This window comes from Terrabacter sp. MAHUQ-38, from assembly GCF_014518425.1.
GTDB lineage: Bacteria > Actinomycetota > Actinomycetes > Actinomycetales > Dermatophilaceae > Terrabacter.
In genome coordinates this window covers 487,004-510,493 of sequence record NZ_JACVCU010000005.1, presented here as the reverse complement: position 1 = coordinate 510,493, position 23,490 = coordinate 487,004, and the positions used below count along the sequence as shown (strand labels likewise).

22 protein-coding genes are annotated in these 23,490 nt (G+C 72.2%); 16 read left to right on the top strand and 6 right to left on the bottom strand.

What is annotated here, in order from left to right:
• Nucleotides 1–112: 112 nt before the first annotated feature.
• Genes H9I49_RS20385 through H9I49_RS20370 form a run of 4 tightly spaced genes read left to right on the top strand, consistent with a single transcriptional unit; the run spans nucleotide 113 to nucleotide 2,850 of the window.
• Nucleotides 113–556 carry an SRPBCC family protein gene (locus H9I49_RS20385; RefSeq protein ID WP_188032193.1) on the top strand — a complete coding sequence of 148 codons (444 nt, stop codon included), beginning with the start codon at nucleotides 113–115 and terminating at the stop codon, nucleotides 554–556.
• Between the two features lie 6 nt (nucleotides 557–562).
• On the top strand, nucleotides 563–1,126 hold the full coding sequence (locus H9I49_RS20380; RefSeq protein WP_188032192.1) for a hypothetical protein: 564 nt from the start codon (nucleotides 563–565) through the stop codon (nucleotides 1,124–1,126).
• Nucleotides 1,123–2,091, top strand: a complete 969-nt coding sequence (locus H9I49_RS20375) for an ROK family glucokinase (RefSeq protein WP_188032191.1) — start codon at nucleotides 1,123–1,125, stop codon at nucleotides 2,089–2,091. The genes H9I49_RS20380 and H9I49_RS20375 overlap by 4 nt, the downstream gene beginning before the upstream one ends.
• 51 nt (nucleotides 2,092–2,142) lie before the next feature.
• Nucleotides 2,143–2,850, top strand: a complete 708-nt coding sequence (locus tag H9I49_RS20370; protein ID WP_188032190.1) for an endonuclease/exonuclease/phosphatase family protein — start codon at nucleotides 2,143–2,145, stop codon at nucleotides 2,848–2,850.
• A gap of 5 nt (nucleotides 2,851–2,855) precedes the next feature.
• Here the strand turns inward: H9I49_RS20370 and H9I49_RS20365 are convergent, their stop codons facing one another.
• Complete coding sequence (locus H9I49_RS20365; RefSeq protein WP_188032189.1) at nucleotides 2,856–3,527, bottom strand: hypothetical protein; 672 nt, start codon at nucleotides 3,525–3,527, stop codon at nucleotides 2,856–2,858.
• 177 nt (nucleotides 3,528–3,704) lie between these two features.
• On the opposite strand from H9I49_RS20365, the gene H9I49_RS20360 reads away from it, so the two are divergent.
• The 5 genes from H9I49_RS20360 to H9I49_RS20340 all read left to right on the top strand — a co-directional run bounded on the left by H9I49_RS20360 (nucleotide 3,705) and on the right by H9I49_RS20340 (nucleotide 9,305).
• The gene (locus tag H9I49_RS20360; RefSeq protein WP_188032188.1) at nucleotides 3,705–4,622 is read left to right on the top strand and encodes a 1-acyl-sn-glycerol-3-phosphate acyltransferase; all 918 of its coding nucleotides are present in this window, start codon (nucleotides 3,705–3,707) and stop codon (nucleotides 4,620–4,622) included.
• Nucleotides 4,623–4,626: 4 nt separating this feature from the next.
• Nucleotides 4,627–5,895 (top strand): MacS family sensor histidine kinase, encoded by a 1,269-nt coding sequence (macS, locus tag H9I49_RS20355; RefSeq protein WP_255524112.1) that lies wholly within the window; start codon nucleotides 4,627–4,629, stop codon nucleotides 5,893–5,895.
• A 55-nt stretch (nucleotides 5,896–5,950) separates the two neighbouring features.
• Nucleotides 5,951–6,661: a response regulator transcription factor gene (locus tag H9I49_RS20350; protein WP_188032187.1), complete on the top strand. Its 711-nt coding sequence runs from the start codon at nucleotides 5,951–5,953 to the stop codon at nucleotides 6,659–6,661.
• A 129-nt stretch (nucleotides 6,662–6,790) separates the two neighbouring features.
• Nucleotides 6,791–8,227: a class II 3-deoxy-7-phosphoheptulonate synthase gene (locus tag H9I49_RS20345; RefSeq protein ID WP_370587677.1), complete on the top strand. Its 1,437-nt coding sequence runs from the start codon at nucleotides 6,791–6,793 to the stop codon at nucleotides 8,225–8,227.
• 28 nt (nucleotides 8,228–8,255) lie between these two features.
• Entirely contained in the window at nucleotides 8,256–9,305 is a 1,050-nt protein-coding gene (locus tag H9I49_RS20340) for a low specificity L-threonine aldolase (RefSeq protein ID WP_370587676.1), read from the top strand.
• Nucleotides 9,306–9,360: 55 nt separating this feature from the next.
• Here the strand turns inward: H9I49_RS20340 and H9I49_RS20335 are convergent, their stop codons facing one another.
• From H9I49_RS20335 to H9I49_RS20325, 3 genes are all read right to left on the bottom strand, one after another.
• Nucleotides 9,361–10,260 carry a DMT family transporter gene (locus H9I49_RS20335; protein WP_188032186.1) on the bottom strand — a complete coding sequence of 300 codons (900 nt, stop codon included), beginning with the start codon at nucleotides 10,258–10,260 and terminating at the stop codon, nucleotides 9,361–9,363.
• 7 nt (nucleotides 10,261–10,267) lie between these two features.
• A complete protein-coding gene (gene pknB, locus H9I49_RS20330) occupies nucleotides 10,268–12,277 on the bottom strand; it encodes a Stk1 family PASTA domain-containing Ser/Thr kinase (protein ID WP_370587675.1) in 2,010 nt (669 codons plus the stop codon).
• 174 nt (nucleotides 12,278–12,451) lie between these two features.
• Nucleotides 12,452–13,405: a LysM peptidoglycan-binding domain-containing protein gene (locus H9I49_RS20325; protein ID WP_188032185.1), complete on the bottom strand. Its 954-nt coding sequence runs from the start codon at nucleotides 13,403–13,405 to the stop codon at nucleotides 12,452–12,454.
• Between the two features lie 264 nt (nucleotides 13,406–13,669).
• On the opposite strand from H9I49_RS20325, the gene H9I49_RS20320 reads away from it, so the two are divergent.
• On the top strand, nucleotides 13,670–14,068 hold the full coding sequence (locus tag H9I49_RS20320) for a helix-turn-helix domain-containing protein (RefSeq protein ID WP_188032184.1): 399 nt from the start codon (nucleotides 13,670–13,672) through the stop codon (nucleotides 14,066–14,068).
• A 31-nt stretch (nucleotides 14,069–14,099) separates the two neighbouring features.
• Here the strand turns inward: H9I49_RS20320 and H9I49_RS20315 are convergent, their stop codons facing one another.
• Nucleotides 14,100–15,206: a polyprenyl synthetase family protein gene (locus H9I49_RS20315; RefSeq protein ID WP_188032183.1), complete on the bottom strand. Its 1,107-nt coding sequence runs from the start codon at nucleotides 15,204–15,206 to the stop codon at nucleotides 14,100–14,102.
• A gap of 94 nt (nucleotides 15,207–15,300) precedes the next feature.
• On the opposite strand from H9I49_RS20315, the gene metF reads away from it, so the two are divergent.
• The gene (metF, locus tag H9I49_RS20310) at nucleotides 15,301–16,209 is read left to right on the top strand and encodes a methylenetetrahydrofolate reductase [NAD(P)H] (RefSeq protein WP_188032182.1); all 909 of its coding nucleotides are present in this window, start codon (nucleotides 15,301–15,303) and stop codon (nucleotides 16,207–16,209) included.
• Nucleotides 16,210–16,422: 213 nt separating this feature from the next.
• Entirely contained in the window at nucleotides 16,423–16,620 is a 198-nt protein-coding gene (locus H9I49_RS20305) for a hypothetical protein (RefSeq protein WP_188032181.1), read from the top strand.
• Nucleotides 16,621–16,649: 29 nt separating this feature from the next.
• Here the strand turns inward: H9I49_RS20305 and H9I49_RS20300 are convergent, their stop codons facing one another.
• The gene (locus tag H9I49_RS20300) at nucleotides 16,650–17,366 is read right to left on the bottom strand and encodes a DUF4126 domain-containing protein (protein ID WP_188032180.1); all 717 of its coding nucleotides are present in this window, start codon (nucleotides 17,364–17,366) and stop codon (nucleotides 16,650–16,652) included.
• 484 nt (nucleotides 17,367–17,850) lie between these two features.
• On the opposite strand from H9I49_RS20300, the gene H9I49_RS20295 reads away from it, so the two are divergent.
• From H9I49_RS20295 to H9I49_RS20280, 4 genes are all read left to right on the top strand, one after another.
• A complete protein-coding gene (locus H9I49_RS20295; RefSeq protein ID WP_188032179.1) occupies nucleotides 17,851–18,192 on the top strand; it encodes a DUF6504 family protein in 342 nt (113 codons plus the stop codon).
• 24 nt (nucleotides 18,193–18,216) lie between these two features.
• Nucleotides 18,217–18,666, top strand: a complete 450-nt coding sequence (locus H9I49_RS20290) for an SAV_6107 family HEPN domain-containing protein (protein ID WP_188032178.1) — start codon at nucleotides 18,217–18,219, stop codon at nucleotides 18,664–18,666.
• 6 nt (nucleotides 18,667–18,672) lie between these two features.
• On the top strand, nucleotides 18,673–22,635 hold the full coding sequence (locus tag H9I49_RS20285; RefSeq protein WP_188032177.1) for a DNA polymerase III subunit alpha: 3,963 nt from the start codon (nucleotides 18,673–18,675) through the stop codon (nucleotides 22,633–22,635).
• 63 nt (nucleotides 22,636–22,698) lie between these two features.
• The gene (locus H9I49_RS20280; protein ID WP_188032176.1) at nucleotides 22,699–23,463 is read left to right on the top strand and encodes a methyltransferase domain-containing protein; all 765 of its coding nucleotides are present in this window, start codon (nucleotides 22,699–22,701) and stop codon (nucleotides 23,461–23,463) included.
• Nucleotides 23,464–23,490 lie beyond the last annotated feature (27 nt).

The following is a 23,490-nucleotide window of genomic DNA, read 5'->3' as shown; positions in this document are numbered from 1 at the left end:
CGCTGCGTCGGGAGGTCCTGCCGCCGTGCACATCTTCGCACGCGGCCGACGCGCCGTGAGCGGCGTGGGACCTCGCCCGACCTGCAGTGGGCGACGCGATAGCCTTCGGCGCATGGCCGATCGCACCGAGTCCTCCATCGTCATCGACGCTCCTCCGGGCGAGGTGCTCGACGTCATCGCGGACTTCGACGCATACCCCGAGTGGGCCGGTGAGGTCAAGGACGTCGCGGTGCTCGCCGAGGAGGGGGACGGCTGGGCCGACCAGGTGCAGTTCACGCTCGACGCCGGCGCCATCAAGGACACCTACGTGCTCGACTACGAGTGGGACGTCGTCGACGACGGCACGGGCGTCGTCTCGTGGTCGCTCGTCTCGGCCCAGGTCCTCAAGGCGATGAACGGCTCCTACACGCTCTCGAGCGAGGGCGGGGGCACGAAGGTGACCTACCGGCTCGCCGTCGACGTCAAGATCCCCATGATCGGGCTGCTCAAGCGCAAGGCGGAGAAGGTCATCGTCGACACAGCGCTCAAGGAGCTGAAGAAGCGCGTCGAGGCCTGAGCGACGGTGACGCCGATCGACGGACCGGGCTCCTCGGGGGCCGAGCACGCCGACCGTTCCACGACGTCCGGCTCCGCCGGCGCGCCCGGTGTGCGGAGCGTCGCCGAGGAGGCCGCGCTGCTGGTCGACCTGCTCTCCCAGCGCGGCTGGTCGGGCAGCTCGGGTATGCCGCCCGGCCGGGCGCGCTCGAACGGTGACGCGCCGCGCGACGGCGCCGACGAGCCTGCAGGGCGCGGAGGGCAGGAAGAGCGCAGAGGGCACGGAGACCACGGAGCGCACGGTTCCGGGCGTGAGTGCACCTGCGGGGGGACGACGCCCGCGGCCTGCCGGGTGTGCCCACTCTGCCAGCTGATCGCCTTCGTCCAGCAGGTCAACCCGGACACCATCGAGAAGGTCGCCGACGTCGTCGGGTTCGCGGCGACTGCGCTGCGCGACCTCGCGACGGCCCAACGGGAGCGGCACGCCGGCGCCGCCGACGCCCCGCCCACGCCGCCCCCGCCGACGGCCACGCCACCGCCCGCCACCGCGAACGACGATCCCGAACGGACCCGACCCGGAGACCGCGCATGAGCAGACGACTCGCCATCGGCATCGACATCGGAGGAACGAAGGTCGCCGGCGGCGTGGTCGACGAGTCGGGGATCATCACGCACCGCACCCGACGCGACACGCCGCACCGTTCGACGTCCCCCGCCGTCGTCGAGAACACCATCGTGGAGTCCGTGGAGGAGCTGCTCAGCCACGTCGACCGTGACGACGTGGTGGCGGTCGGCATCGGAGCCGCGGGCTTCGTGGCCGAGGACCGCGCGACCGTCGTCTTCGCGCCACACCTGTCATGGCGCAACGAGCCGCTGCGTCAGGCGCTCGCACACCGGATCGACCTCCCGATCACCGTCGACAACGACGCCAATGCCGCGGCCTGGGCCGAGGCCAGCTTCGGCGCCGCGAAGGGCGAGTCGCACGTCGTCGTCATCACTCTCGGCACGGGTATCGGGGGCGCGCTCATCATCGACGGCACGGTCCAGCGCGGTCGGCACGGCATCGCGGGCGAGTTCGGCCACATGCAGATCATGCCGGGGGGTGTGCGCTGCGAGTGCGGCAACCGTGGCTGCTGGGAGCAGTACGCCAGCGGCAATGCGCTCGTGCGGGAGGCGCGCGCGATGATCGAGGCCGGGTCGCCCGTCGTCGCCGACCTGCTCGCGCGCCTCGGTGGCGACGCCGCGGCGCTGACGGGTCCCTTCATCACCGAGTCCGCTCGCGACGGCGACCCCACGGCACGTGAGCTGCTCGCCGACATCGGGAAGTGGCTGGGCATCGGCCTCGCCAACCTCGCGTCGGCGTTCGATCCCGGCCTCTTCGTCATCGGTGGCGGCGTGAGTGCTGCCGACGAGATGCTCATCGGCCCGGCCCGCGAGGCGTTCCGCCGCCAGCTTCCCGGCCGCGGGTACCGCCCGGAGGCACGTATCGTCCGCGCCGTGCTGGGCAGCGACGCGGGGCTCATCGGGGCTGCCGAGCTGGCCCGGGTGGGCCGCTGACCGGTGCCTGACCCTGGTCGTGCGGCTCGACCCGGGCACGTGCTGCGGGTCATGACCTACAACGTGCACGACCTGCGCGACGACCGCGCGGCCGCGGCGCGGGTCGTGCGGGCCGTGCGGCCGGACGTGCTCTGCCTCCAGGAGGTGCCACGCCGCCTCACGACCGAGGTGCGGCTGCCGGCATTCGCTCGCAGGTGCGGCCTGCTGTGGGGCGGCGGCCGGCTGGGGACCGGCGGGACAGCCGTCCTGACCGGACCGCGGGTCGAGGTGGTCGAGAGGCAGCGCGGCCGGTTGCCCGTCCGCTTCCCCGATCGGTCAAGGGGGTATGCCGCCGCGACCGTCAGCCTGTCCGGCGACGGTCGCGCTGCTCGCCCGGTCACGGTCGTCAGCATGCACCTCGGTCTGCGGGCCGAGGAGCGGGTGCGCCACGCTCTGATCGTCCTCGGCCGTCTCGACGCGAGCGCGCTCACCGAAGACCGCGTCGTCGTCGCCGGTGACCTCAACGAGGGTGCCGACGGGCGGGCTCGCGCGCTCATCGGCGCGCGCTACCGGCTCGTGTCGGGCGGCATCCCCACCTACCCGGCGGACCAGCCTTCTGCCGCCCTCGACGTGGTCTTCGCCGCGCCGACGCTGCCGGTCCTGGAGGTGGGTGCCGTGGACGCCATGGGTGCCGTGGGCGCCGTGGCGGAGCGTGACCTCGTCGCCGGCTCTGACCACCGCCCGGTCTGGGTCGACCTCGACGTCGCAGGGTCGAGCTAGAGCCTCTAGACCCGGGTGCCGTCGTCGAACGGGTCGCGCTCCGTGCCGCCGCGCAGCACGAGCAGCACGAAGCCGACCACGACCATCGTCAACGCGGTGACGACCCACCAACCGCTGCCGTCGCGGTCGAAGAACAGGACGTAGAGCAGCAGGAGCGGACCGCCGGCGAGCCCGCCCACGATCGCCCAGAACATCGGGTCGGTCTCGGCCGAGGGGAGGTCGATCTCCGACGGGGGCACGAAGTGGTCGCTGTCGGGGTCGACGGCGTCGAGGATCTCGTCGGCGTCGTCGCGCTGGGGTGCGCCTCCTCGCCACGCGTGCGAGGTCGTGGGCGCGATCGGCAGCTCGAGCAGGCCCGACGCGCCGGGCTGGACCGGCGGCGCGGCTGGGTCGGCGGCGCGGTCCGACGGGCGCTCGGGCACGTGTTCGACGGCATCCGCCGCGTCTACCGCGGGGTGGGCTGCGAGGTCCGGCGAGACGGTGCCGGCGCCGTCGTCGGCGACGGTTGCGGACTCGCCGACGTTCTCGGCTGCGGGGTCGCCGTCGCGGTCGGGGCCAAGGTCGTCGGCGGTGTCGGCGGTGTCGGGGGCGCCGTCGCGTGGCCGCGGGTCGGGCGCTTCGTCGTCCCAGCCGGCGATGATGCGCTCGAACTCCGCGTCGAGGTCGCGCTCGCTCACGAGGTCACCCCACAGGCCTGCCGGGGGGACGCACCGGAGGCAGCTGCGGCGTCGGGGAGGACCGTCACGTTGGGCTCCTGGCGGTGAAGCGGCTGGACCCTCCGATCCTCGCATGCGGCGCCGCGTGCGCGCGAGTGTCGTAGAGTTCGAGCCGTCACCGTTGGAAGGCGGACACGGTTGTTCTACTGGTTCCTCAAGACGATCGTCATTGGGCCGATCATCAAGCTCCTCTTCCGTCCGTGGGTGGAAGGCGAGGACAACATCCCCGAGGAGGGAGCCGCGATCTTCGCGAGCAACCACTTGTCCTTCTCCGACTCGATCTTCCTGCCGCTCGTCGTCTCGCGCCGAGTCACCTTCCTCGCCAAGAGCGACTACTTCACCGGTCGCGGCATCAAGGGCCGGCTCACCGCCGCGTTCTTCAAGGGCGTCGGACAGCTCCCCGTCGACCGCTCCGGTGGCAAGGCGAGCAACGCGGCGCTCAGCTCGGGTCTGCGGGTGCTGCGCCGGGGCGAGCTGCTCGGCATCTACCCCGAGGGCACGCGCTCGCCCGACGGTCGCCTCTACCGCGGGCGCACCGGCGTCGCGCGGATGGCGCTCGAGGGCAAGGTCAGCGTCATCCCGGTCGCCATGATCGGCACCGACAAGGCGCAGCCGACCGGCAAGGTCATCCCGCGGATCATGCGCGTCGGCGTTCGCGTCGGCAAGCCGCTCGACTTCTCCCGCTACGAAGGCATGGAGGACGACCGCTTCGTCCTGCGCTCGATCACCGACGAGATCATGTACGAGCTGATGCTGCTGTCGGGCCAGGAGTACGTCGACATGTACGCCACGTCGATGAAGGACCGTCTCGTCCAGGCTGCCCGCGCCAAGGCGCGCGAGCTGCAGGAGGCCGCCAAACCCGGCAGCGCCGCACCCGAGCTCGAGGAGGCGCTCGACGCCGCCGAGGGCAAGCAACGTCTGGCCGACACCACGGCCGGCGACCCGGCCGGTGACAACACCGAGGCCACGGCGGACGGCTCCGCCCTTCGTGCCGAGTCCGACGACGACGCCGACCGCGACGACGACGGCGACGGTCCCGTCGTGGCGGCGTCCTGACGCCATGGGCTCCCCGCGCCACGGCGCCGGCCCGGACCGCCTCGGCGGGTCCGACGCGATGGGCACCACCGAGCAGCGCGCGGCCGGCGAGGATGGCGGCGAACCCGTCGACGCGCCCGACCTGACGCCGTCGACCACGGCCGTCCTCGAGGACGAGCACGCCATCGTGCGCGCCCTGTGGCGAGGCGTCGACGTCTTCCGCTGGCTGGCCCTGGTGTATGCCGCGTGGTCGGTGTGGCTGCGCCACGACCAGATCGCGCACCTGGTCGGGGCCGTCGCCGTCCTCGGCGTGCTGACGGGCTGGACGATCCTGCAGACCCTCCGGCCGATGCGCACGTTCCGGGCGTACGCCGTCGAGCTAGCCCTCGGATGCTCCGCCATCCTCGCGACCCGTCTCGTCGACCACCCCGCGGTCATCACGGCCGGCGCGAAGACGATCCCGTCGATCTGGCCGACCGCTGCGGTCGTCGGCTTCGCGGTCCTGCGCGGCTGGCGCGGCGGCCTGGCGGCGGCCTCGCTCGTTGCTGCGTCCTCCTTCGTCGAGGTCGTCGAACCGACCGCCAACACGGTCTCGAACTCGATCTTCGGACTGCTCATCGGCGGCTGCATCGGCTACTGCGTCGACCTCGCCCGCTCGAGCCACGCCGCGCTCGGCGAGGCGATGCGACTCGACGCCGCACGCGCCGAGCGCGACCGCCTGGCGCGGACCGTCCACGACGGCGTCCTCCAGACCCTGGCCTTCATCAACCGGCGGGCGTCCGACCTCGGCGGCGAGGCGGCGCGGCTGGGTGCCATGGCGGGGGAGCAGGAGCGGATCCTGCGCACGCTCGTCAGCCAGACCGACCTGGCGGAGGTGAGCCGTGCGGTCAGCGGCGCCGCGGACCTGCGCGCGCTGCTGCGCCACATCGAGGGCGACGGTGTCCAGCTCGTGGCGCCCGCCGAGCCGGTCGTGCTCCCGCGACGCGTGGCCGACGAGGTCGTCGCCGCGGTCGAGGCAGCGCTCGACAACGTGCGCCAGCACGCCGGCGACGACGCGCGGGCATGGGTGCTGCTCGACGACGACGGCGACGAGATCGCCGTGACGATCCGTGACTCGGGCCGCGGCGTCGCGGCGGGGCGGCTGGAGGAGGCGGTCGGGCAGGGGCGGCTCGGCGTGTCCTCCAGCATCCGCGGTCGCGCCACCGACCTCGGGGGCACCGCCACCATCAGCTCGGGCCCTGCCGGCGGTACGACGGTCGAGCTTCGGATACCAAATCGGCGGACAGCACGTTGACGAACCGCCACCATGGTGGCCAACCGGACATCCCGACCCATCGACGAGGAGCATCGTGACGGACCAGGACGACGCAGCGTCCCAGGACGGGAGCGCGACCAACGAGCACATCCGCGTCGTCGTGGCCGATGACCACCCGATGTGGCGCGATGCCGTCGCCCGAGACCTTGCCGACGCCGGCTTCGAGGTGCTCGCGACCGCCGACGACGGACGGTCCGCGGTCGCGCGCACACGCGCGACGGTGCCCGACGTCCTCGTCCTCGACCTCAACCTCCCCGGCCTGACGGGCGCCCAGGTATGTGCCGCACTCGCGGCCGCACAGGTGCCCACACGCATCCTCATCCTGTCCGCGAGCGGCGACCACCAGGACGTCCTCGACGCGGTCAAGGCGGGCGCCCTGGGCTACCTCGTCAAGTCGGCCGGCCGCGAGGAGTTCCTCGCCGCCGTGCGGGCGACCGCAGCGGGCGAGCCGGTCTTCACGGCAGGGCTCGCCGGCCTCGTGCTCGGGGAGTTCCGCCGGGCCAAGGCAGCAGGCGGCGGCACGGCCGAGCGGCCCATCCCCGAGCTGACCGACCGTGAGACCGAGATCCTCAAGTACGTCGCGACGGGCATGGGCTACAAGGAGATCGCGGCCACCTTGTTCCTCTCGCACCGTACGGTTCAGAACCACGTGCAGAACATCTTCGGCAAGCTCCAGATGCACAACCGTGTCGAGCTCGTCCGGTTCGCGATGGAGCGCGGCCTCGACCTCGCCGACCCGACCTGAGCTGACCAGGCCCGACCAGGCCCTACCTGACGGTTGAGAATGCCCCCTCGAGGTCCGGGGTCGAGTGGGCACTTCCCACCGGTCGCCGGCGGACGGCATACGTCGGCGGGGCGTGTCCCAGGTTTCGGGATGCGGACCCGTGCGGGGAGCGTGCGGAACGGCGTCTACGCTGTCGGAGTGAACATGAGGACCGTCACCTCCGATGTCGGCCTGGAGCCAGTCGATGGCTCCGAGGCCCTCGCCGCCCTCACGGCGGCAGCCACCGAGCTCGAGGCCCAGCAGCAGCCCAGCTGGCCCGACACGGCTGCGCTCGCCGAGGTGATCGAGACCCTCGGGTCGTATCCCCCTCTCGTCTTCGCCGGCGAGTGCGACATCCTCACCGACCGGATGGCCAAGGCCGCCGTCGGGGAGGCCTTCGTCCTGCAGGGCGGCGACTGCGCCGAGACGTTCGCGTCGGCAACCGCCGACAACATCCGTGACCGGATCAAGACGATCCTGCAGATGGCCGCCGTGCTGACCTACGGCGCATCGGTGCCCGTCGTCAAGATCGGACGGATGGCGGGGCAGTACGCCAAGCCGCGCAGCTCCACCGTCGAGACCCGTGAGGGCGTCACCCTGCCCGCCTTCCGCGGCGACATGGTCAACGACTTCGCCTTCCACGAGGCCGCCCGCATCCCCGACCCGCAGCGGCTCGTCCGCGCCTACCACGCGAGCTCGGCGACGCTGAACCTCGTGCGCGCGTTCACGACGGGTGGTTTCGCCGACCTGCGCCACGTCCACGACTGGAACCGGGGTTTCGTCGCCAACGCCGCCAACCAGCGTTACGAGAAGATCGCCCGTGACATCGACAAGGCGATGCGCTTCATGGCCGCCTGCGGCGCCGACTTCGATGCCATGCGCACCGTCGAGTTCTTCGCCGCGCACGAGGCGCTGCTGCTCGACTACGAGCGCCCGCTCACGCGCATCGACTCGCGGTCGGGCCGGCTCTACGACACGTCGGGCCACTTCGTGTGGGTCGGCGAGCGCACCCGCCAGCTCGACGGCGCGCACGTCGACTTCGCGTCGCGCATCAGCAACCCCATCGGCGTCAAGCTCGGGCCCAAGGCCGACATCGACGAGGTGCTGCGCCTCATCGACAAGGTCGACCCCAACCGCACGCCGGGCCGTCTCACCTTCATCACGCGCATGGGGGCGGGCACGATCCGCGCCGCGCTGCCGGCCCTCGTCGACAAGGTGACGGCATCGGGCGCGACCGTGACGTGGATCTGCGACCCGATGCACGGCAACACCTTCGAGAGCCCGTCCGGCTACAAGACGCGCGACTTCGAGGACATCGTCGAGGAGGTCCGTGGGTTCTTCGAGGTGCACCAGTCGCTCGGCACGGTGCCCGGCGGCATCCACGTCGAGCTCACGGGCAACGACGTCACGGAGTGCCTCGGCGGCGCGGAGAAGATCATCGACTCCGACCTCGAGAAGCGCTACGAGTCGGTCTGCGACCCGCGCCTGAACCACCAGCAGTCCCTCGAGCTGGCGTTCCTCGTGGCCGAGATGCTCGGCCAGGCGTGACGCACGGGTGACGGCCACCGTGGCGGGCGTGTTCAAGGCGGACCTGCTCAGCGACACCCTGACCAAGCCCAGCGAGGCCATGCGCGCCGCCATGGCGGACGCCGAGGTCGGTGACGACGTCTTCGGCGAGGACCCGACCCTGCGGGCCCTCGAGGAGCGTGTCGCCGACCTGCTCGGGCATGAGGCCGCGCTCTTCACGCCGTCCGGCTCGATGGCCAACCAGCTCGGCGTGCGCCTGCACGTGCGGCACGGCGAGGAGCTCATCGGCGACTCCCTGGCCCACGTCGTGCGCGCCGAGCTCGGCGCGGCCGCGGTGCTGTCGGGCATCTCGTCGCGCACATGGGTCTCCGAGCGAGGCCGCTTCCGCGCCGACGACGCTGCGTCCCTCATGATCACGGGGGTTGGGCCCTACCAGGTGTGCACGGCCCTCGTGATCGTCGAGAACACCCACAACTTCGGTGGCGGCACGGTCCAGTCGATCTACGAGATCCGGCGGGCCCGCGAGATCACGCGCGAGCGCGGCGTCGCGATGCACCTCGACGGCGCCCGGCTCTTCAACGCCCACGTCGCCTCCGGCGTGCCGCTCTCCGACTACGGCCGCGAGTTCGACACCGTGTCGGTCTGCCTGAGCAAGGGCCTCGGCGCCCCCGTCGGAAGCGTCCTCGTGGGGTCGGCCGCCGCGATGGCCGAGTCGCGCATCTGGCGCAAGCGCTTCGGCGGTGGCATGCGACAGGCCGGGATCCTCGCTGCCGCAGGCCTTTTCGCCCTCGACCACAACATCGACCGGCTCGCCCACGACCACGCCCGGGCGCGTCGCGCGGCCGAGGCGATGGCCGAGGCTGCCCCCGGCTCGGTCGACCTGGCGACGGTCGAGACGAACATCGTCATCGTCGACGTCGCCGCGGCCGGATGGACCTCGGCGGCCTTCGTCGAGGCGGCGCTCACCGCCGGTGTGCGGACGTATGCCGTGGGGCCGCGGGCCGTGCGTCTCGTCTGGCACCTCGACGTCGACGACGCCGCGACCGACATCGCGATCGACGTCGTCACGGCCCTGCTGCGGTCGGCACCGGAGGCCTGACCCGACAGACGCGCGAGTCTCGCCGGGGCTGAGTTGGCGTGCCGGGGTCGGTGGGTCAGACCTCGTGGTGGAGGACCTCCGCCGGGAGCTCACCCGGGCGTCGACGCGCGAGAAGCTCGACGGCATACATCGCGGTGAGGACCAGGGCTCCTCCGGCGAGCATCCGCAGGGTCGCAGCCTCGTCGCCGAGCGTCACGGCGAAGAAGGCGGCGAAGACCGGTTCGAGCGTCATGACGATCGCGGCGCGCGTCGCGGGCATGTGGGCCTGCGCCCACGTCTGGACCCACAGTGCCAGGATGCTCGCGAAGACCACCATGTAGAGCACCGACGCCCAGTGGGTCGCCGTGCCCGGGAGGACGATCCCGTCGGGCAGGGCCCCGACGACACACAGCACGGCGATGACGACCATCTGCACGACCGACAGCCCGGTCGCGATCTCGGAGGCGCTGTAGCGACCGAGACCGACGATGTGGAGGGCGTAGAGGGCGGCGGCGAGGAGGGTGATCGCCTCACCGACGCCGATCGAGAAGCCGTTGAGCGACAGGAGCGCGAGTCCGGCGGTCGCGAGTCCGACTGCGGCCCACGTCGATCCGGCGACCCTTTCACGGAGGAGCAGTGCCGTGAAGACCGGCGTCAGGACGACGTACGAGCCGGTGATGAACCCTGACACCGAGGCGGGTGTCGTCGCCAGACCCTGGGTCTGCAAGATCTGCGCGAGTCCGTAGAGGGCGCCGAGCCCGACGCCGGCGAGCACCTGACGGCGGCTCAGGGACCGCACCGGACGCCAGAAGACGGCGAGCATGATGACGGCGGACAGCGTGAAGCGGACCGCGAGGAAGTCGACCGGGGGGACGGTCTCGACCAGGTCGCGGATGAGGAAGAACGTCGAACCCCAGACCGCCGTCAGGGCGACGAGCAGCAGGGTGGCCAGACGCGTTCGCGCCGCAGGGGTCACCGAGGCCTCAGACGATCGTCAGCGTGATCGTGCTGCCCTTGGGCACGGACGTGCCGGGCGTGACGTCCTGCGCTCGCACCTTCCGCTCGAACAGGTCGCCGAAGGGATACTGCTTGTCGACCTTGAAGCCCAGGTCGGTCAGGGTCTTCTCGGCGGCGGCGTCCTGCTGGTCGACGACGTTGGGGACCTGGACCATGACGGGGCCCTTGGACACGATGAGCGTCACTGGGTCGCCGCGGTGGAGCCTGCCCTTGTCGGGGCTCTGCGAGACGACCGATCCGGCGGGGACGGTGTCACTGTTGACGTCCTCGCCGCGCTCGACCTTGAGGCCGGCCTTCGTGATCGCGGCTGACGCCGCGTCGAAGGCAGCCCCGGTGACCTTGGGTACCTCGATCGGCTCGCGCCCCTTGGACACGACGACCGAGACGGTGGTGTTGCGGCGCACCGACTCGCCCGCAGGCGGGCTCTGCGAGATGACGACGCCCTCGCGCACCGTCTCGCTCCACTCCTCGGTGGTGTCGCCGAGCCGGAGCGTCAGCGGTGACAGAACCGGACCGGCCCTGCCGAGCTTCGAGCCGACGAGCTGCGGGACGGCATACCGCTCCTTGCCCTTGGAGACGACGAGCCGCACGATGGACTGCTTGCCGAGCTCGCTGCCGGGACCGGGCTCGACGCGAAGCACGGTGCCCTCGGCCCTGGTCTCGGAGAACTCCCTGGCTATGTCGCTCCTCAGCGACACCTGCCGGAGGGCGTCCTGCGCCTGCGACACCTGCTGACCGACGACGGCGGGCACGAGTGTCGAGCCTCCGGGACCCGCGGTGAACCACCAACCGCCGACGCCTCCGCCGACGACGAGCAGGGCGGCGGCGAGCCACAGCGGCCACCGTCGGGCCGTGCGCGGCCGGCGCCGGTCGATCGGCATGGCCGTCGTGCGCTCGATGGTGGGCCCGTCCTCGTGGACGGGGAGTCCGGCGAGCGGGGCGCGGCCGAGCTCGGTGGGGCGCGTGCGGTCGCGCTCCGTCGCGCCGGCGGCGTCCGACGTGCGGGGGGTGCCGCGTGCGTCGTGGTCGGCCGGGACGTCTGCATTCGTGCGGGAGACGGGCGCGAGCACGGAGGTCGCCCGGGGGTCCGGCGGGGCGGCGTCGCCACGCCGGTCGAGGTCGGCCGGCGTCAGGCCGCGGCGCACCGTCCGAAGCGCGGCCACGAACTCCGTCGCGGAGTCGAAGCGGTCGTCGGGCTCGACCGCGGTGGCGCGGGCGACGACGTCGTCGAGGTCGGCGGGCACGGTAGCCACCACCGTCGACGGTTTCGGGATGGAACCGTGGACGTGGTTGTACGCGATCTGGATCGGGGTGCCACCGGTGACGGCCTTGCGCCCGGTGAGCATCTCGAACAGGAGCAGGCCCGCCGCGTACACGTCGCTGCGCGGGTCGGCGACGCCGCGCTCGACCTGCTCGGGGGAGAGGTAGGAGACGGTGCCGAGCAGCACGCCGGTCTGGCTGGTCGCGGTCTGGTTCGTGATCGCCCGGGCGAGCCCGAAGTCGGCGACCTTGACCTCGCCGTCGCGGCGCACGATGACGTTCTCGGGCTTGACGTCGCGGTGGATCATGCCGGCGAGGTGGGCGGCCCGCAGTGCGAGCAGGATGGGCTCCAGGATGGCGAGCGCCTCGCGTGCGGTGAGCGGCGCCTCCTCGTGGATGACGTCGCGCAGCGTCTTGCCCTCGACGAGCTCCATGGCGAGGAAGACCTCGCCGTCGTCCTCACCCTGGTCGAAGACGGCCACGACGTTGGGGTGGCTGAGCCGCGCGGCGGAGCGGGCCTCGGCGCGGAACCGGTCGACGAAGACGTCGTCGGCCGCGAGGCCCGGACGCATGATCTTGAGAGCCACCTCGCGGTCGAGGCGTCCGTCCAGCGCCACGTAGACAGAGGCCATGCCTCCGTCAGCGAGGTGGGAGAGGATGCGGTACCGACCGTCGATCACGCGACCGACGAGGGCGTCCGCCACGCTGGACGTCACGGAGGAAAGTTTACGGGCAGATCAGGTCCATCCCGTGCAGGCCAGCCGCGGACGGGCGGTTCGGTGACGGGTCGACGACAGCGCGCTGCCCGCCCCGTGGGCACGCTCCGTCGAGGCCACCGAGTGCCCGTCCGCGTCCTGTCCCCGCGCCCTTCGGCGGCGGGGGCGTCCCCCTCAGAGGCGGTCGTAGACCGCCTGGACGTTGGCCACGTAGCGCTTCGTGTCCTCGTACAGGCCCTTCGAGCGCACCGAGTAGAGGCCCTGGTAGTAGGCGGCGATGGCCTGTTCGCGCGACTCCGCGCCGGCCTGCAGGGCCCGGAGGATGAGCACACCGGAGGTGATGTTGTCCTGGGTGTCGTAGCGGTCCAGCGACCGGCCCGCGAGCTGCGAGGCCCACGTCTGCGAGATCGGCATGATCTGCATGACGCCGACGGCGTTCGTGTAGGAGACGGCCCGCTGGTGCCAGCCCGACTCGAGCCAGCCGATCGCGAGCGCGAGCTTCGGGTCGACGCCCTGGCGCCTCGCCGTCGCGCGGATCATCGCCGCCGTCTCGCTGCGGCTCGGCACGTCCATCGCGGCAAGCCTGGCCTTGCTCTCGGCCACGGCCTGAGCGGTCTTGTTGGGGTACTCGTATCCGGACGGGGGAGTGCTGCTCGGGGTCGGCGTCGACGGCTTGGGAGCGGAGGCCGTGCCCGGGACGATGATCTTCTGGCCGACGAAGATGAGGGCGGCGTTGCGCAGCTTGTTCGCGGCCAGCAGCTTGGTGAGCGAGACGCCGTGGCGCTGGGCGATGCCACTCATCGTCTCTCCGGCGCGCACGACGTGGACCGTGTCGTCGGCCGACGGCTTCGCCGGAGTGCTGGGGGCCCGTCTGGCGGGGTTGCCCGGCTTGGGCGCGGTCGACGCGCGGCCGGGGACGAGGAGCTTCTGCCCCGCGTGGATCAGGGCGCCACCACGGCTGAGCCGGTTCTTCTCCACCAGCGCCTGGACCGTCGTGTGGTTGGCGATGGCGAGGTGCCAGAGGGTGTCGCCCGGGCGGACCGTGACGGTCTTCCACGGGGTCGCGGCCACGGGGGCCACGGCAGCGTGGGCGGGCAGCGCGAGGGCGGCGACGTCGGCGAAGGGCATGTGATGGAGTCCTTTCCTGGAGCCCGGGGTGCTGAGTTCGTGAGCGTGGAGGGGCGTTCGGAAGGGGTCGGTCGAGCGAAGGCGTGCTCGTGGAGCGGTGTGACGGATGTGAGCCAAGTGGCGCCTGTGACGATAGCGCATAATTGAGCACTAAAGTAAAAGTACATTGGTGTAATTTGCCCATAATTGTCCCTCGAAGGAGCTGCCGCCGGGCCGGGCGGGCGGGTGCCCACCCGGCGGCCCGGCGGTGGCAGACTCTTGCCCGTGAGCGACAACCCCGTGCCCGACACCGACGAGTCCCCAGCCCGCGACCTCGAGTCGCTCGTGGGCGAGTGGCTGACCATCCCCGACGTCGCCGAGCGTCTCGGCGTGCCGCTGTCGCGTGTGCGCCAGCTCGTCTCCGATCGCGAGCTGCTCTCCGCGCGCGTCGGCGAGCGCCGCGTCACGGCCATCCCCGCGAAGTTCCTCGACGACACCGGGCCGCGCCCCGAGCTGCGCGGCACCTTCACGGTGCTGGCCGACGGCGGCCTCGACGACGACGAGATCATCGAGTGGCTCTTCACGCCCGACCCGAGCCTCCCGGTCGAGGGCGCACCGATCGACTCCCTGCGCGCCGGCCACAAGACGGAGATCAGGCGCCGCGCCCAGGAGCTCGCCTTCTGACGTCGTGAGCGCCCGGCGCCGCGGGTGCGGGTCAGGTGTGGCGAGCAGTCGAGACGGCGACGAGTGCTTCGAGGACGTCGAGCGCCGACGCGTCGTACGCGCCTGACTCGCGGGCGCGTCCGACGGCCTTGCGGGCGTCGTCAGCCAGGTCGCCGATGAGCCCCTCGACGCGCTCGACGGCGCCGGTGTCGACGAGGACGCCCCTGATGGCCTCGACCCCTGCCAGGTCGAGGTCGTCCCGGCCGAGCAGGCCCTCGACCGTCTCGCGGTCGGCATGGGACGCGGCATCGAGGGCATGCGCCACCAACACGGTGCGCTTGCCCTCGCGCAGGTCGTCGCCAGCCGGCTTGCCCGTGGCCTCCGGGTCGCCGAAGACACCGAGCAGGTCGTCGCGCAGCTGGAAGGCCTCGCCGAGCGCCAGGCCGTAGTCGGACAGGGGAGCGAGGGAGTCCTCGGGCGTGCCCCCGACCCGCGCGCCGATGAGGAGCGGGTGCTCGATGGTGTACTTCGCGCTCTTGAAGCGGATGACCTTGCGGGCCGAGGCGATCCGGGCGTCGAGGTCGAGGCCGTCCCAGCCGCGGGCTGACTCGAGCAGGTCCAGGAACTGCCCGCCCATCAGCTGCGTGCGCATCGTGTCGAAGAGACGGCGGCCGCGTGCGAGCTCCTCGGCGGGCAGCCCGCACGTCGCGTACAGCTCGTCGCACCACGTCAGGCACAGGTCGCCCGCCAGGATGGCCGTGCCCTCGCCGAACCGGTCGGCGTCGCCCGCCCAGCCACGCGCCCGGTGCAGGGCGGCAACCGCCCGGTGCGCGGACGGCATACCCCTGCGCGTGTCGCTGCGGTCCATGACGTCGTCGTGGAGCAGGGCCGCCCCCTGGAAGAACTCCATGCTCGCCGCGAGCCGCACGAGCGCGTCGGAGTCGGCGCCCCCGGCGGCGCGGTAGCCCCAGTAGAGGAAGCCGGCCCGCAGTCCCTTGCCGCCCGACAGCAGGCCTGACACCGCCGAGACGAGAGGCGCCGTCTCGTCGCCGATCACGGCGAGCGACTGCGTGGCCCCGGCGATCTGCCCGTCGATCGCCTGCTGAACCCGACGGCGCAGGACGTCGAGGTCGGTGGGGGTCTGCACGGGGTCCTCCATCGAGTCGCGGGAATCGTGGTCAGCCTACGCGGCGGGCCGGTCGCCCCGTGAACAGCCCACACACCACGAACGCGCTCCGCCTAGGGTGTCGCACATGGCACACGGCACGGCATCCTCCATGGCTCGGGCGGAGCGGTTCACCCGGTCCATCCCCGCGATGATCGAGGCCGACACCCCCACCTTCAGCTTCGAGTTCTTCCCGCCCAAGGACGACGCGTCCGAGGCGCAGCTCTGGGACGCCATCCGCCGCCTCGAGAAGGTCTCACCGAGCTTCGTGTCGATCACCTACGGCGCCGGGGGCGGCACCCGCGACCGCACCGTGCGCCTGACCCAGCGCGTGCTCGAGGCCACCTCGTTGACCCCGATGGCGCACCTGACCTGCGTCGGGCACTCCATGGCAGAGCTGCGCAGCATCGTCGGGTCGTACGCCGCCGCCGGGGTGCGCAACATCCTGGCCCTGCGCGGTGACCCGCAAGGCGGCCTCGGCCAGCCGTGGGTGGCGCACCCGGAGGGGCTCAACCACGCCGATGAGCTCGTCTCGCTCGTGCGAGGGCTCGGTGACTTCACCGTCGGTGTCGCCGCCTTCCCCGATGGGCATCCGGAGTCCGGCGACATCAGCGAGGACGCCGAGACGCTCATCCGCAAGGAGCGGGCGGGCGCGCAGTTCGCGATCACACAGATGGTCTTCGACGTCGACAACTACCTGCGGCTGCGCGACGAGCTCGCCCGCCGCGGTTCCTCACTGCCGGTCGTGCCCGCGATCATGCCGATCACCAACGTCCGCCAGGTCGTGCGCATGGCCGAGCTCGCCGGCCAGCCGATGCCGACGGCGGTCACCGACCGGCTCGAGCGTCACGGCGACGACGCCGCCGGTGTGCGCGCCGAGGGCATGGCGATCGCGACGGAGTCCTCGCGCCGGCTGCTCGACGAGGGCGCGCCGGGCATCCACTTCATCACGATGAACCGCTCGTCGGCGACGCTCGAGGTCTTCGGCAACCTCTGACCCGTCCGACGGTGGACGGCCGTGAACGGCCGGCCCCCACAGAAGGGTCGGCCGTCCCGTCGGGCGGCGGTACCGGTCAGGTGGACGGCGCGGCCGTCGTCGCACCGCTGGGGGAGGTGGGCGCCTCGCCGCGGCCGCCGGGGCCGTCCGATCCGCCACGTCCGCCTGACCGCCCTGACCGTCCTCCTGCACCGCCGTCACGGTGAACCACGCATGGACCTGGACGGTGATGTGCGTGCCGTCGGCGCGCACCACGTGCGCCTCGTAGACGCCGTCAGCGTCGGTCTCGACGCGCTCGATCGTCGCGGTCGGCTCCTTGGCCCTGGCGGCTGCCGTCACCTTGGCGGCGGTGTCGCCCGTGAGCAGCTTCTCGTCGGAGCGCATCGGCTCGAGACGGTCCTCGACCTGTGAGAGGGCGCTGAGGGGACCGGACGACCGGGTCAGGTCTCCTGGTCGAAGGGTCGCTCGAGCCGTTCGTCGGTCCGGGAGGGAGGGGACGTGGGGGACCGGGGCGGGGGTGGTGGGGCGGCAGACGGGTCGAGACCGCGACGGTCGGACGGCGCGGCGATGCCCACGCGTTCACCCCAGGCGTCGTAGCGCCGCTTGTAGCGCCGGATGCGGCTCGCCAGCTTGTAGACGAGGAAGGCGCCGAGCGCGAGCAGCAGCAGCGCGATCGTCGCGGCCCACCAGGGATGCGCGATGGCCAATGCCGTGACGCCCGTGACGGTGACGTCCTCGGTCGTGCTGACGAGGACGTTGCTCGCGGGTTCCGGCGAGGTGTTGACCGCTGCGCGGATCCCGGCCTTGATGCCGTGCGAGATGAGGGCGGTGACACCACCCGTGGCCGCTCCGATGGCGGCGTCGAGGCTCGCCGTCTCGTGGCCGATGAGGTAGCCGATCGTGGCGCCCACGGCCGGCCGCACGACGGTGTGGACGGAGTCCCACACCGAGTCGATGTAGGGGATCTTGTCGGCGAGCATCTCGATCGCGAAGAGGATCCCGGCCCCGACGAGCACGTCGGTGCGCGCCAGGGCGTCGGGGACCTGACCGAGGGCGAAGATCTTGTCGGCCAACCCGAGGACGAGCACGACCGCGTACGCGTTGATTCCGCTGCCCCACCCAGTGGTGAAGGCCATGGGGATGAGCTCGGCGCCCACGACACTCCTTCGGTCGCGCGCCGGTCGCGGGTGCGCCGGTGCGTCTGCTGCCGGCCGGACGGCCGAGCACAGGTCCAACGCTTCTGACGCTCCCGCATTCCCGGGGGTGGTGCAACGGGGCGCGCCAGGTGCTCCCGGACGCCTCACGGCAGCGGAACGGGTCCGATCCGTGAGCGGACGGGACCCCTGCACCCCTCCGTTCGCGGACCGAACCCGCAGCCCAACTCTGCCGAGGGCTACGGGGACAGGCCTGAGCACCGGTACTCAGGTTCACCGGAACCTGGCACGGAACGGGTGGCCGTCAGGTCGGTCCCGGACGTCTTGACAGGCTGTCGGCGGCAGGGGTTAGGCTTTGGGGATCGAACAAATGTTCGAATGTTGGTTCAGTTCAGCCCAGTCGTCGGTTGGTGTCGGGCTGCTCGTGTGGGGCGCGGGTGGTCTGGGTCGTGATGTCCGGCCTCGACGTGTCCGAGGGAGACGTGTCGTGGTGCGTAGGTTCAGTGATTCCGTGCAGGTGAGAGTGCGGGAGAGGGAGCAGTCCGCTGCCGGGCCGCCGCCCGAGGCGTTCATCTGGCGCGGCCGGCTCTACGTCGTGCGCGGCATCCTCGCCCAGTGGCGCGAACGGCGGGCCTGGTGGCACGACGCGCTCGACGCCGACGAGGCGCAGGTGCGCCCAGGCGAGACGCTCGTCGCGGCCGCGAGCGAGCAGCACGTCTGGAGGGTCGAGGCGAGCCCGGGGTGGTCCTTCGCGCCCGGGGTCTACGACCTCGCCCACGACGAGTCCCCACGCGGCGACCGGTGGTCGCTCGTGCGGGTAGCCGACTGACACCGGAGAAGAGAGGAGACCACCGTGACCGCCGCCCACCTGCGTCGTCCACCTGTTTCGGTCGCCGTGCTCGACCTGCTCGAGCGTGGGCGCGCCACGCTCGAGACCGCGTGCCGCACGAGTGACGCCTCGGAGCGCTACCGCGACGCCCACCTCGGTGCCCTGAGGGCTGCTGCGGCCCTCGTCGCCGCTCGCACCGTCCCGTCCCCGCGCTCACGGCCGCGCAGCGTCTGGCAGGTGCTCCCCGGGGTCGCGCCCGAGCTGGGGGAGTGGGCTGCCTTCTTCGCGGCGTGCTCGGCCCACAGGTCAGTCGTCGACCGGGGCGGCCACATCAGCGCCCGCGAGGCCGACGACCTGCTGCGCCAGGCTGAGATGTTCCTCGAGATCGTCCAGGACCAGCTCGGCGTGCCGCTGACGATCCCGCTGCCGCAGTCGATCACCCCTGTCTCGAGGAGCCGGGCGAGCGGGGGCTGAGCAGTTATGGCGACTCCTTCTTCCACCCATGGCGGCGAGGGCTTCGTGCACCTGCACGTCGCGTCCGGATACTCCATGCGCTACGGCACGGCCAAGCCTCACCAGCTCGTCGAACGGGCGGCAGCCTTCGGACAGCCCGCGCTCGCCCTCACCGACCGCGACGGGCTCTACGGCGCAGTGAAGTTCGTCCGGTCCTGCATGGAGCACGACGTCGCCCCGGTCCTCGGCGTCGATCTCGCCCTCGGCCCCGAGCACCCCGAACGACCCCGGGGGCGCCTGCGCACCCCGGTGCGCGGAGGCGCGCTCGTCGACCCGCGGCTGCCGCGCGTCACCGTGCTGGCTCGCGGCAGCACCGCCGACCTGGCCCTGGCCCCCGGTGAGGGGTGGGCTGCGCTCTGCCGTCTCGTCACCGCGACCCACCTGCGTGGCGAGCGCGGCAACCCCGTCACGACCGCGAGCCTCGTCGCGGAGCACGCGCGCCCGCGCACCGACCCGGCTCCCGAGGGTTCGACGGGCAGCTCGGGCAGCTCGGGCAGCTCGGGCAGCGAAGCCGGGCCCGCCCGGCTCGTCGTTCTCCTCGGACCCGACTCCGATGTCGGCCGCGCCGTCCTCGCCAAGCGGCGCGACCGGGCGCGGGCCGCGCTCGAGCGTTGGGTCGCGCTGCTCCCGCGCGGGGGTGTCGTCGTCGAGGTCGTCTGCCACGGCGGGCCCGAGCACCTTCCCGGCAGCCTGGGGCAGGCCGGGCGCATGCTCGCCCTTGCGCGGGAGGTCGGCGTGCCGAGCATCATCACCGCCGCGGTGCGCCACGTCGACCCGCAGGACGCCGCGGTCATCGACGTCCTCGACGCGGCGCGCCGGCTCGTCGCGCTCGACGAGCGCCACCTCGACCGCGTCACGACGGCCGGGCACCTCTCGCCCACTCCGCTCATGCACGCGCTCGCGCTCGACGTCGTGCAGGTCTCGGGTCCCGGCCTCGTCGGCGGCGGGCCGCTCGCCCGCGAGCAGGCGCGTGAGCTGCTCGCCCGCACCACGGCCCTTGCGACCGAGTGCATCCAGGACCCGCGCGCCGACCTCGGCATCGGCTCGGTGCACCTGCCCGAGCCCGGCGTGCTCGGCATCCGGCCCGGCACCAATCCGCACCACGTCCTCGCGCGCCGGTGCCGCGAGTCGATCCCGACCCGATACCCGGGCCGCACCGGCAGCGAGCTCGGTGCCGTCAGCGACCGGCTCGAGGACGAGCTCGGCGTCATCGAGACGCTCGGCTACGCGACGTACTTCCTCACCGTCGCGCAGGTCTGCGACCTCATCCGCGAGATGGGGGTGCGGGTCGCGGCCCGCGGCTCGGGGGCGGGCTCGCTCGTCAACTACCTCCTCGGCATCTCCGGTGTCGACCCGATGCGCCACGGGCTGCTCATGGAGCGGTTCTGCTCACCGCTGCGCGCCGAGCTGCCCGACATCGACATCGACGTCGAGTCGGCCCGCCGCACCGAGATCTACGAACGCATCCTCGACCACTTCGGTGGCGAGCGGGTCACGTGCGTCTCGATGATGGACACCTACCGGGTGCGCCACGCGATCCGCGATGCCGGCGCGGCGCTCGGGTTGCCGCCACCAGAGATCGACGCGATGGCCAAGGCCTTCCCGCACATCGCTGCCCGCAATGTGCGCAGCGCCCTGGCCGAGCTTCCCGAGCTGCGCGCGAGCGGCCTCGACGTGCCGCGCCTGCAGCTGATGTTCGACATCGTCGAGCGGCTCGACGGGCTGCCCCGGCACATCGCGCTGCACCCCTGCGGCGTCGTGCTGTCCGACTCCGTCCTGCTCGACCGCACGCCCGTCGAGGCGAGCTGGCTCGGCTTCCCGATGAGCCAGTTCGACAAGGACGACGTCGAGGAGATGGGACTGCTCAAGCTCGACGTCCTCGGCATCCGCATGCAGTCGGCGATGGCGCACGCGATCGACGAGGTCGAACGCGTCGATGGCGTGTGCATCGACCTCGACGACGAGACCCAGGTGCCCTTCGACGACGAGCCGACCTTCGAGCTGGTCCGCTCGACGAAGACGCTCGGATGCTTCCAGATCGAGAGCCCGGGGCAGCGCGAGCTCATCGGCAAGTTCGGGCCGCGCACCTTCGAGGACCTCATCATCGACATCTCGCTCTTCCGGCCCGGCCCCGTCAAGAGCGACATGATCATCCCGTTCCTCAACGCGAGGCAGGGCTGGAAGGACCCCTCCTACCTGCACCCGACGCTCGTCCCGGCGCTCGAGGAGACCGAGGGTGTCGTCGTCTTCCACGAGCAGGTGCTCATGATCGTCGCCGAGACGACCGGCGTGACCCTCGCGCAGGCCGACGAGGTGCGCCGCGCGCTCGGCACGCCCGACGGGCAGCGGCAGATCGAGCACTGGTGGCGGCGCGCGGCACGTGACCGTGGCTACGCCCCCGATGTCGCCGACAAGATCTGGGACGTCCTCAAGGCCTTCGCGTCGTTCGGCTTCTGCAAGGCGCACGCGGCCGCGTTCGCGCTGCCGACCTACCAGTCGGCCTGGCTCAAGGCGCACCACCCGGCGGCCTTCCTCGCCGGGGTGCTGACGCACGACCCCGGCATGTACCCCAAGCGGCTCATCCTCGACGACGCCCGCACCTTCGGCATCGCCGTCCTCGGGCTCGACGTCAACGTCTCCACCGGCACCTACCGCTTCGAGCGCACCGAGGACGGCACCGAGGCGATCCGGCTCTCGCTCGCCGACGTCCACGGCATCAGCGAGGCCGAGGTCGCACAGATCGTGGCCGGTCAGCCGTACTCCAGCCTCTCCGACTTCTGGCAGCGCGCCCACGTGTCCCGGCCGGTCGCCGAGAAGCTCGTGCTCGCAGGTGGGTTCGACTCCCTCCACGACATCGACCTGGGTGGCCCGTCCCGTCTCGACGAGAGCGGCACGGGGGTCGTGGGGCGGTCACGCAACGGCCTCGGCCGTCGCGGACGGGTCACCCGACGCGACCTGCTGCTCCACGTCGCCGAGCTCGACCGCTGGTCGGCGTCGCAGCGGTCGTCGCGCCGGTCGTCCCAGCGCGTCTCGGCGGCGAGCCGCTCGTCCGGGTCGGCTTCGTCGCGAGGGCGAGTCACGTCGGTGTCGGCGACCGGCGACATCCGCGCCCTCGCCGCCGCGCAGTCACAGGCCTCCGCCGGGGCTCCCGAGCACGTCGCGACCCAGCTGACCCTCGACCTCGGCGACACGCCCCGGCTGTCGGCGACGAGCGGGCTGCCCGAGATGACCGGGCCCGAGCGGGTCCGAGCAGAGCTCGAGGTGCTCGGACTCGACGCGAGCGGTCACGTCGTCGACTTCTACGCCCCGCTCCTCGACGCGCTCGGCGTGACCCGGGCGCGCGACCTCCTCTCGGGCCGCAGCGGACGCGAGGTCTGGGTCGCCGGGGTCAAGGTCGCCACCCAGACCCCACCCATCCGCAGCGGCCACCGCGTCGTCTTCCTGACGCTCGACGACGCCACCGGACCGGCCGACCTCACCTTCTTCGAGGACGTCCAGGGGCCGTATGCCGCCACCGTCTTCCACTCGTGGCTGCTGCTCTGCCGTGGGCTGGTCCGTCGCACCGGTCCCCGAGGCGTGTCCATCCGCGCCACCGGCGCGTGGGAGCTGAGTGCGCTCCAGGAGGCGTGGACCTCCGGTGGCATCAACGCCGTGAGCGACGCGCTCGACGCCGCCGATCGGGCCGCGTGGGAACGCGCCTCCGCGCTCGCCCGCCCCGACGGCGCGATGCCCGGAGTGGGCGAGGGGCCCGACGGCCGGCGCGTGCTCGTCCACGCGTCCGGCTTCAAGCAGTCCCCGTACGCCGACATCAAGCCGGCCGGTGACGACGTGAGGGGGCCGCGCGCGACGAGCGGACTCATCCCCAACGACACGGTGGGCGGTCCGCCACGCAAGCTGTGGCACGCGAGCCCGGGAAGCTCGGGGCACTAGGGTGAGGACGCACACGAACCACATGCGCAACCACGCGAACCACGTTCCCAGACGGAGGACCCCGTGCCTGACGAGCAGCGACCCCAGCGACGTGGAGGGGTGCGACCGTCGGCCGTGGTCTCAGCGGTGGGTCGCATCGCCGACGAGTGCGGGGCCCGCCTCGGCCGTCCCCTCGAGGTGCTCGACCTCGGGGGAGGCACCGGCGGTGTCGCCGTCCCGCTCGCCGAGGCCGGTCACCGGGTCACCGTGGTCGATCCCAGCCCCGACGCCCTCGCGGCGCTCGCCCGCCGTGCCCGCGAGGCCGGCATCGTCGACCGTGTCACCGGGGTGCAGGGCGACGGTGACTCGCTCGATGCACTCCTCGCCGGACGCCACGTCGACCTGGCGTGCTGCCACGGCACCCTCGAGTTCGTCGACGACCCCGCGGCGACGCTCCGCGCCATCGCGAACGCCCTCGGCGAGGGCGGCGTCCTCTCGCTCCTCGTCTCCGGCCGGCTCTCCGTCGTCTTCGCCAAGGCGATCGCCGGTGAGTTCACGCAAGCCCGAACCGCCCTCGTCGACCCGTCCGGGCGATGGGGGAGCACCGACCCGCTGCCGCGCCGCTTCGACGTCGAGCAGCTCGAGTCCCTGCTCGCCGACGCCGGCTTCACCGACGTCCGCGTGCGTGGCACGAACATCTTCGGTCATCTCGTGCCCGCCTCGCTCATCGACTCGGAGGCCGACCGTCTCGCCCTGGCCGAGCTCGACGACCTGCTCGTCTCCGGTCCCGGCCGCGAGTTCCTCCGGACGCTCGGCAATGCCCTGCACGTCGTCGCCCGTCGCGACTGACCTCGTCGCCGGTCTCCGGGCGGGCTC

What these genes read in the sequence shown, in the direction of transcription:
- H9I49_RS20385 (WP_188032193.1), top strand. Translation starts at nt 113, where the DNA reads ATGGCCGATCGCACCGAGTCCTCCATCGTCATCGACGCTCCTCCGGGC.
- H9I49_RS20375 (WP_188032191.1), top strand. Translation starts at nt 1,123, where the DNA reads ATGAGCAGACGACTCGCCATCGGCATCGACATCGGAGGAACGAAGGTC.
- H9I49_RS20370 (WP_188032190.1), top strand. Translation starts at nt 2,143, where the DNA reads ATGACCTACAACGTGCACGACCTGCGCGACGACCGCGCGGCCGCGGCG.
- macS (WP_255524112.1), top strand. Translation starts at nt 4,627, where the DNA reads ATGGGCTCCCCGCGCCACGGCGCCGGCCCGGACCGCCTCGGCGGGTCC.
- H9I49_RS20345 (WP_370587677.1), top strand. Translation starts at nt 6,791, where the DNA reads ATGCGGACCCGTGCGGGGAGCGTGCGGAACGGCGTCTACGCTGTCGGA.
- H9I49_RS20325 (WP_188032185.1), bottom strand. Translation starts at nt 13,405, where the DNA reads ATGCCCTTCGCCGACGTCGCCGCCCTCGCGCTGCCCGCCCACGCTGCC.
- H9I49_RS20315 (WP_188032183.1), bottom strand. Translation starts at nt 15,206, where the DNA reads ATGGAGGACCCCGTGCAGACCCCCACCGACCTCGACGTCCTGCGCCGT.
- metF (WP_188032182.1), top strand. Translation starts at nt 15,301, where the DNA reads ATGGCACACGGCACGGCATCCTCCATGGCTCGGGCGGAGCGGTTCACC.
- H9I49_RS20305 (WP_188032181.1), top strand. Translation starts at nt 16,423, where the DNA reads ATGGACCTGGACGGTGATGTGCGTGCCGTCGGCGCGCACCACGTGCGC.
- H9I49_RS20285 (WP_188032177.1), top strand. Translation starts at nt 18,673, where the DNA reads ATGGCGACTCCTTCTTCCACCCATGGCGGCGAGGGCTTCGTGCACCTG.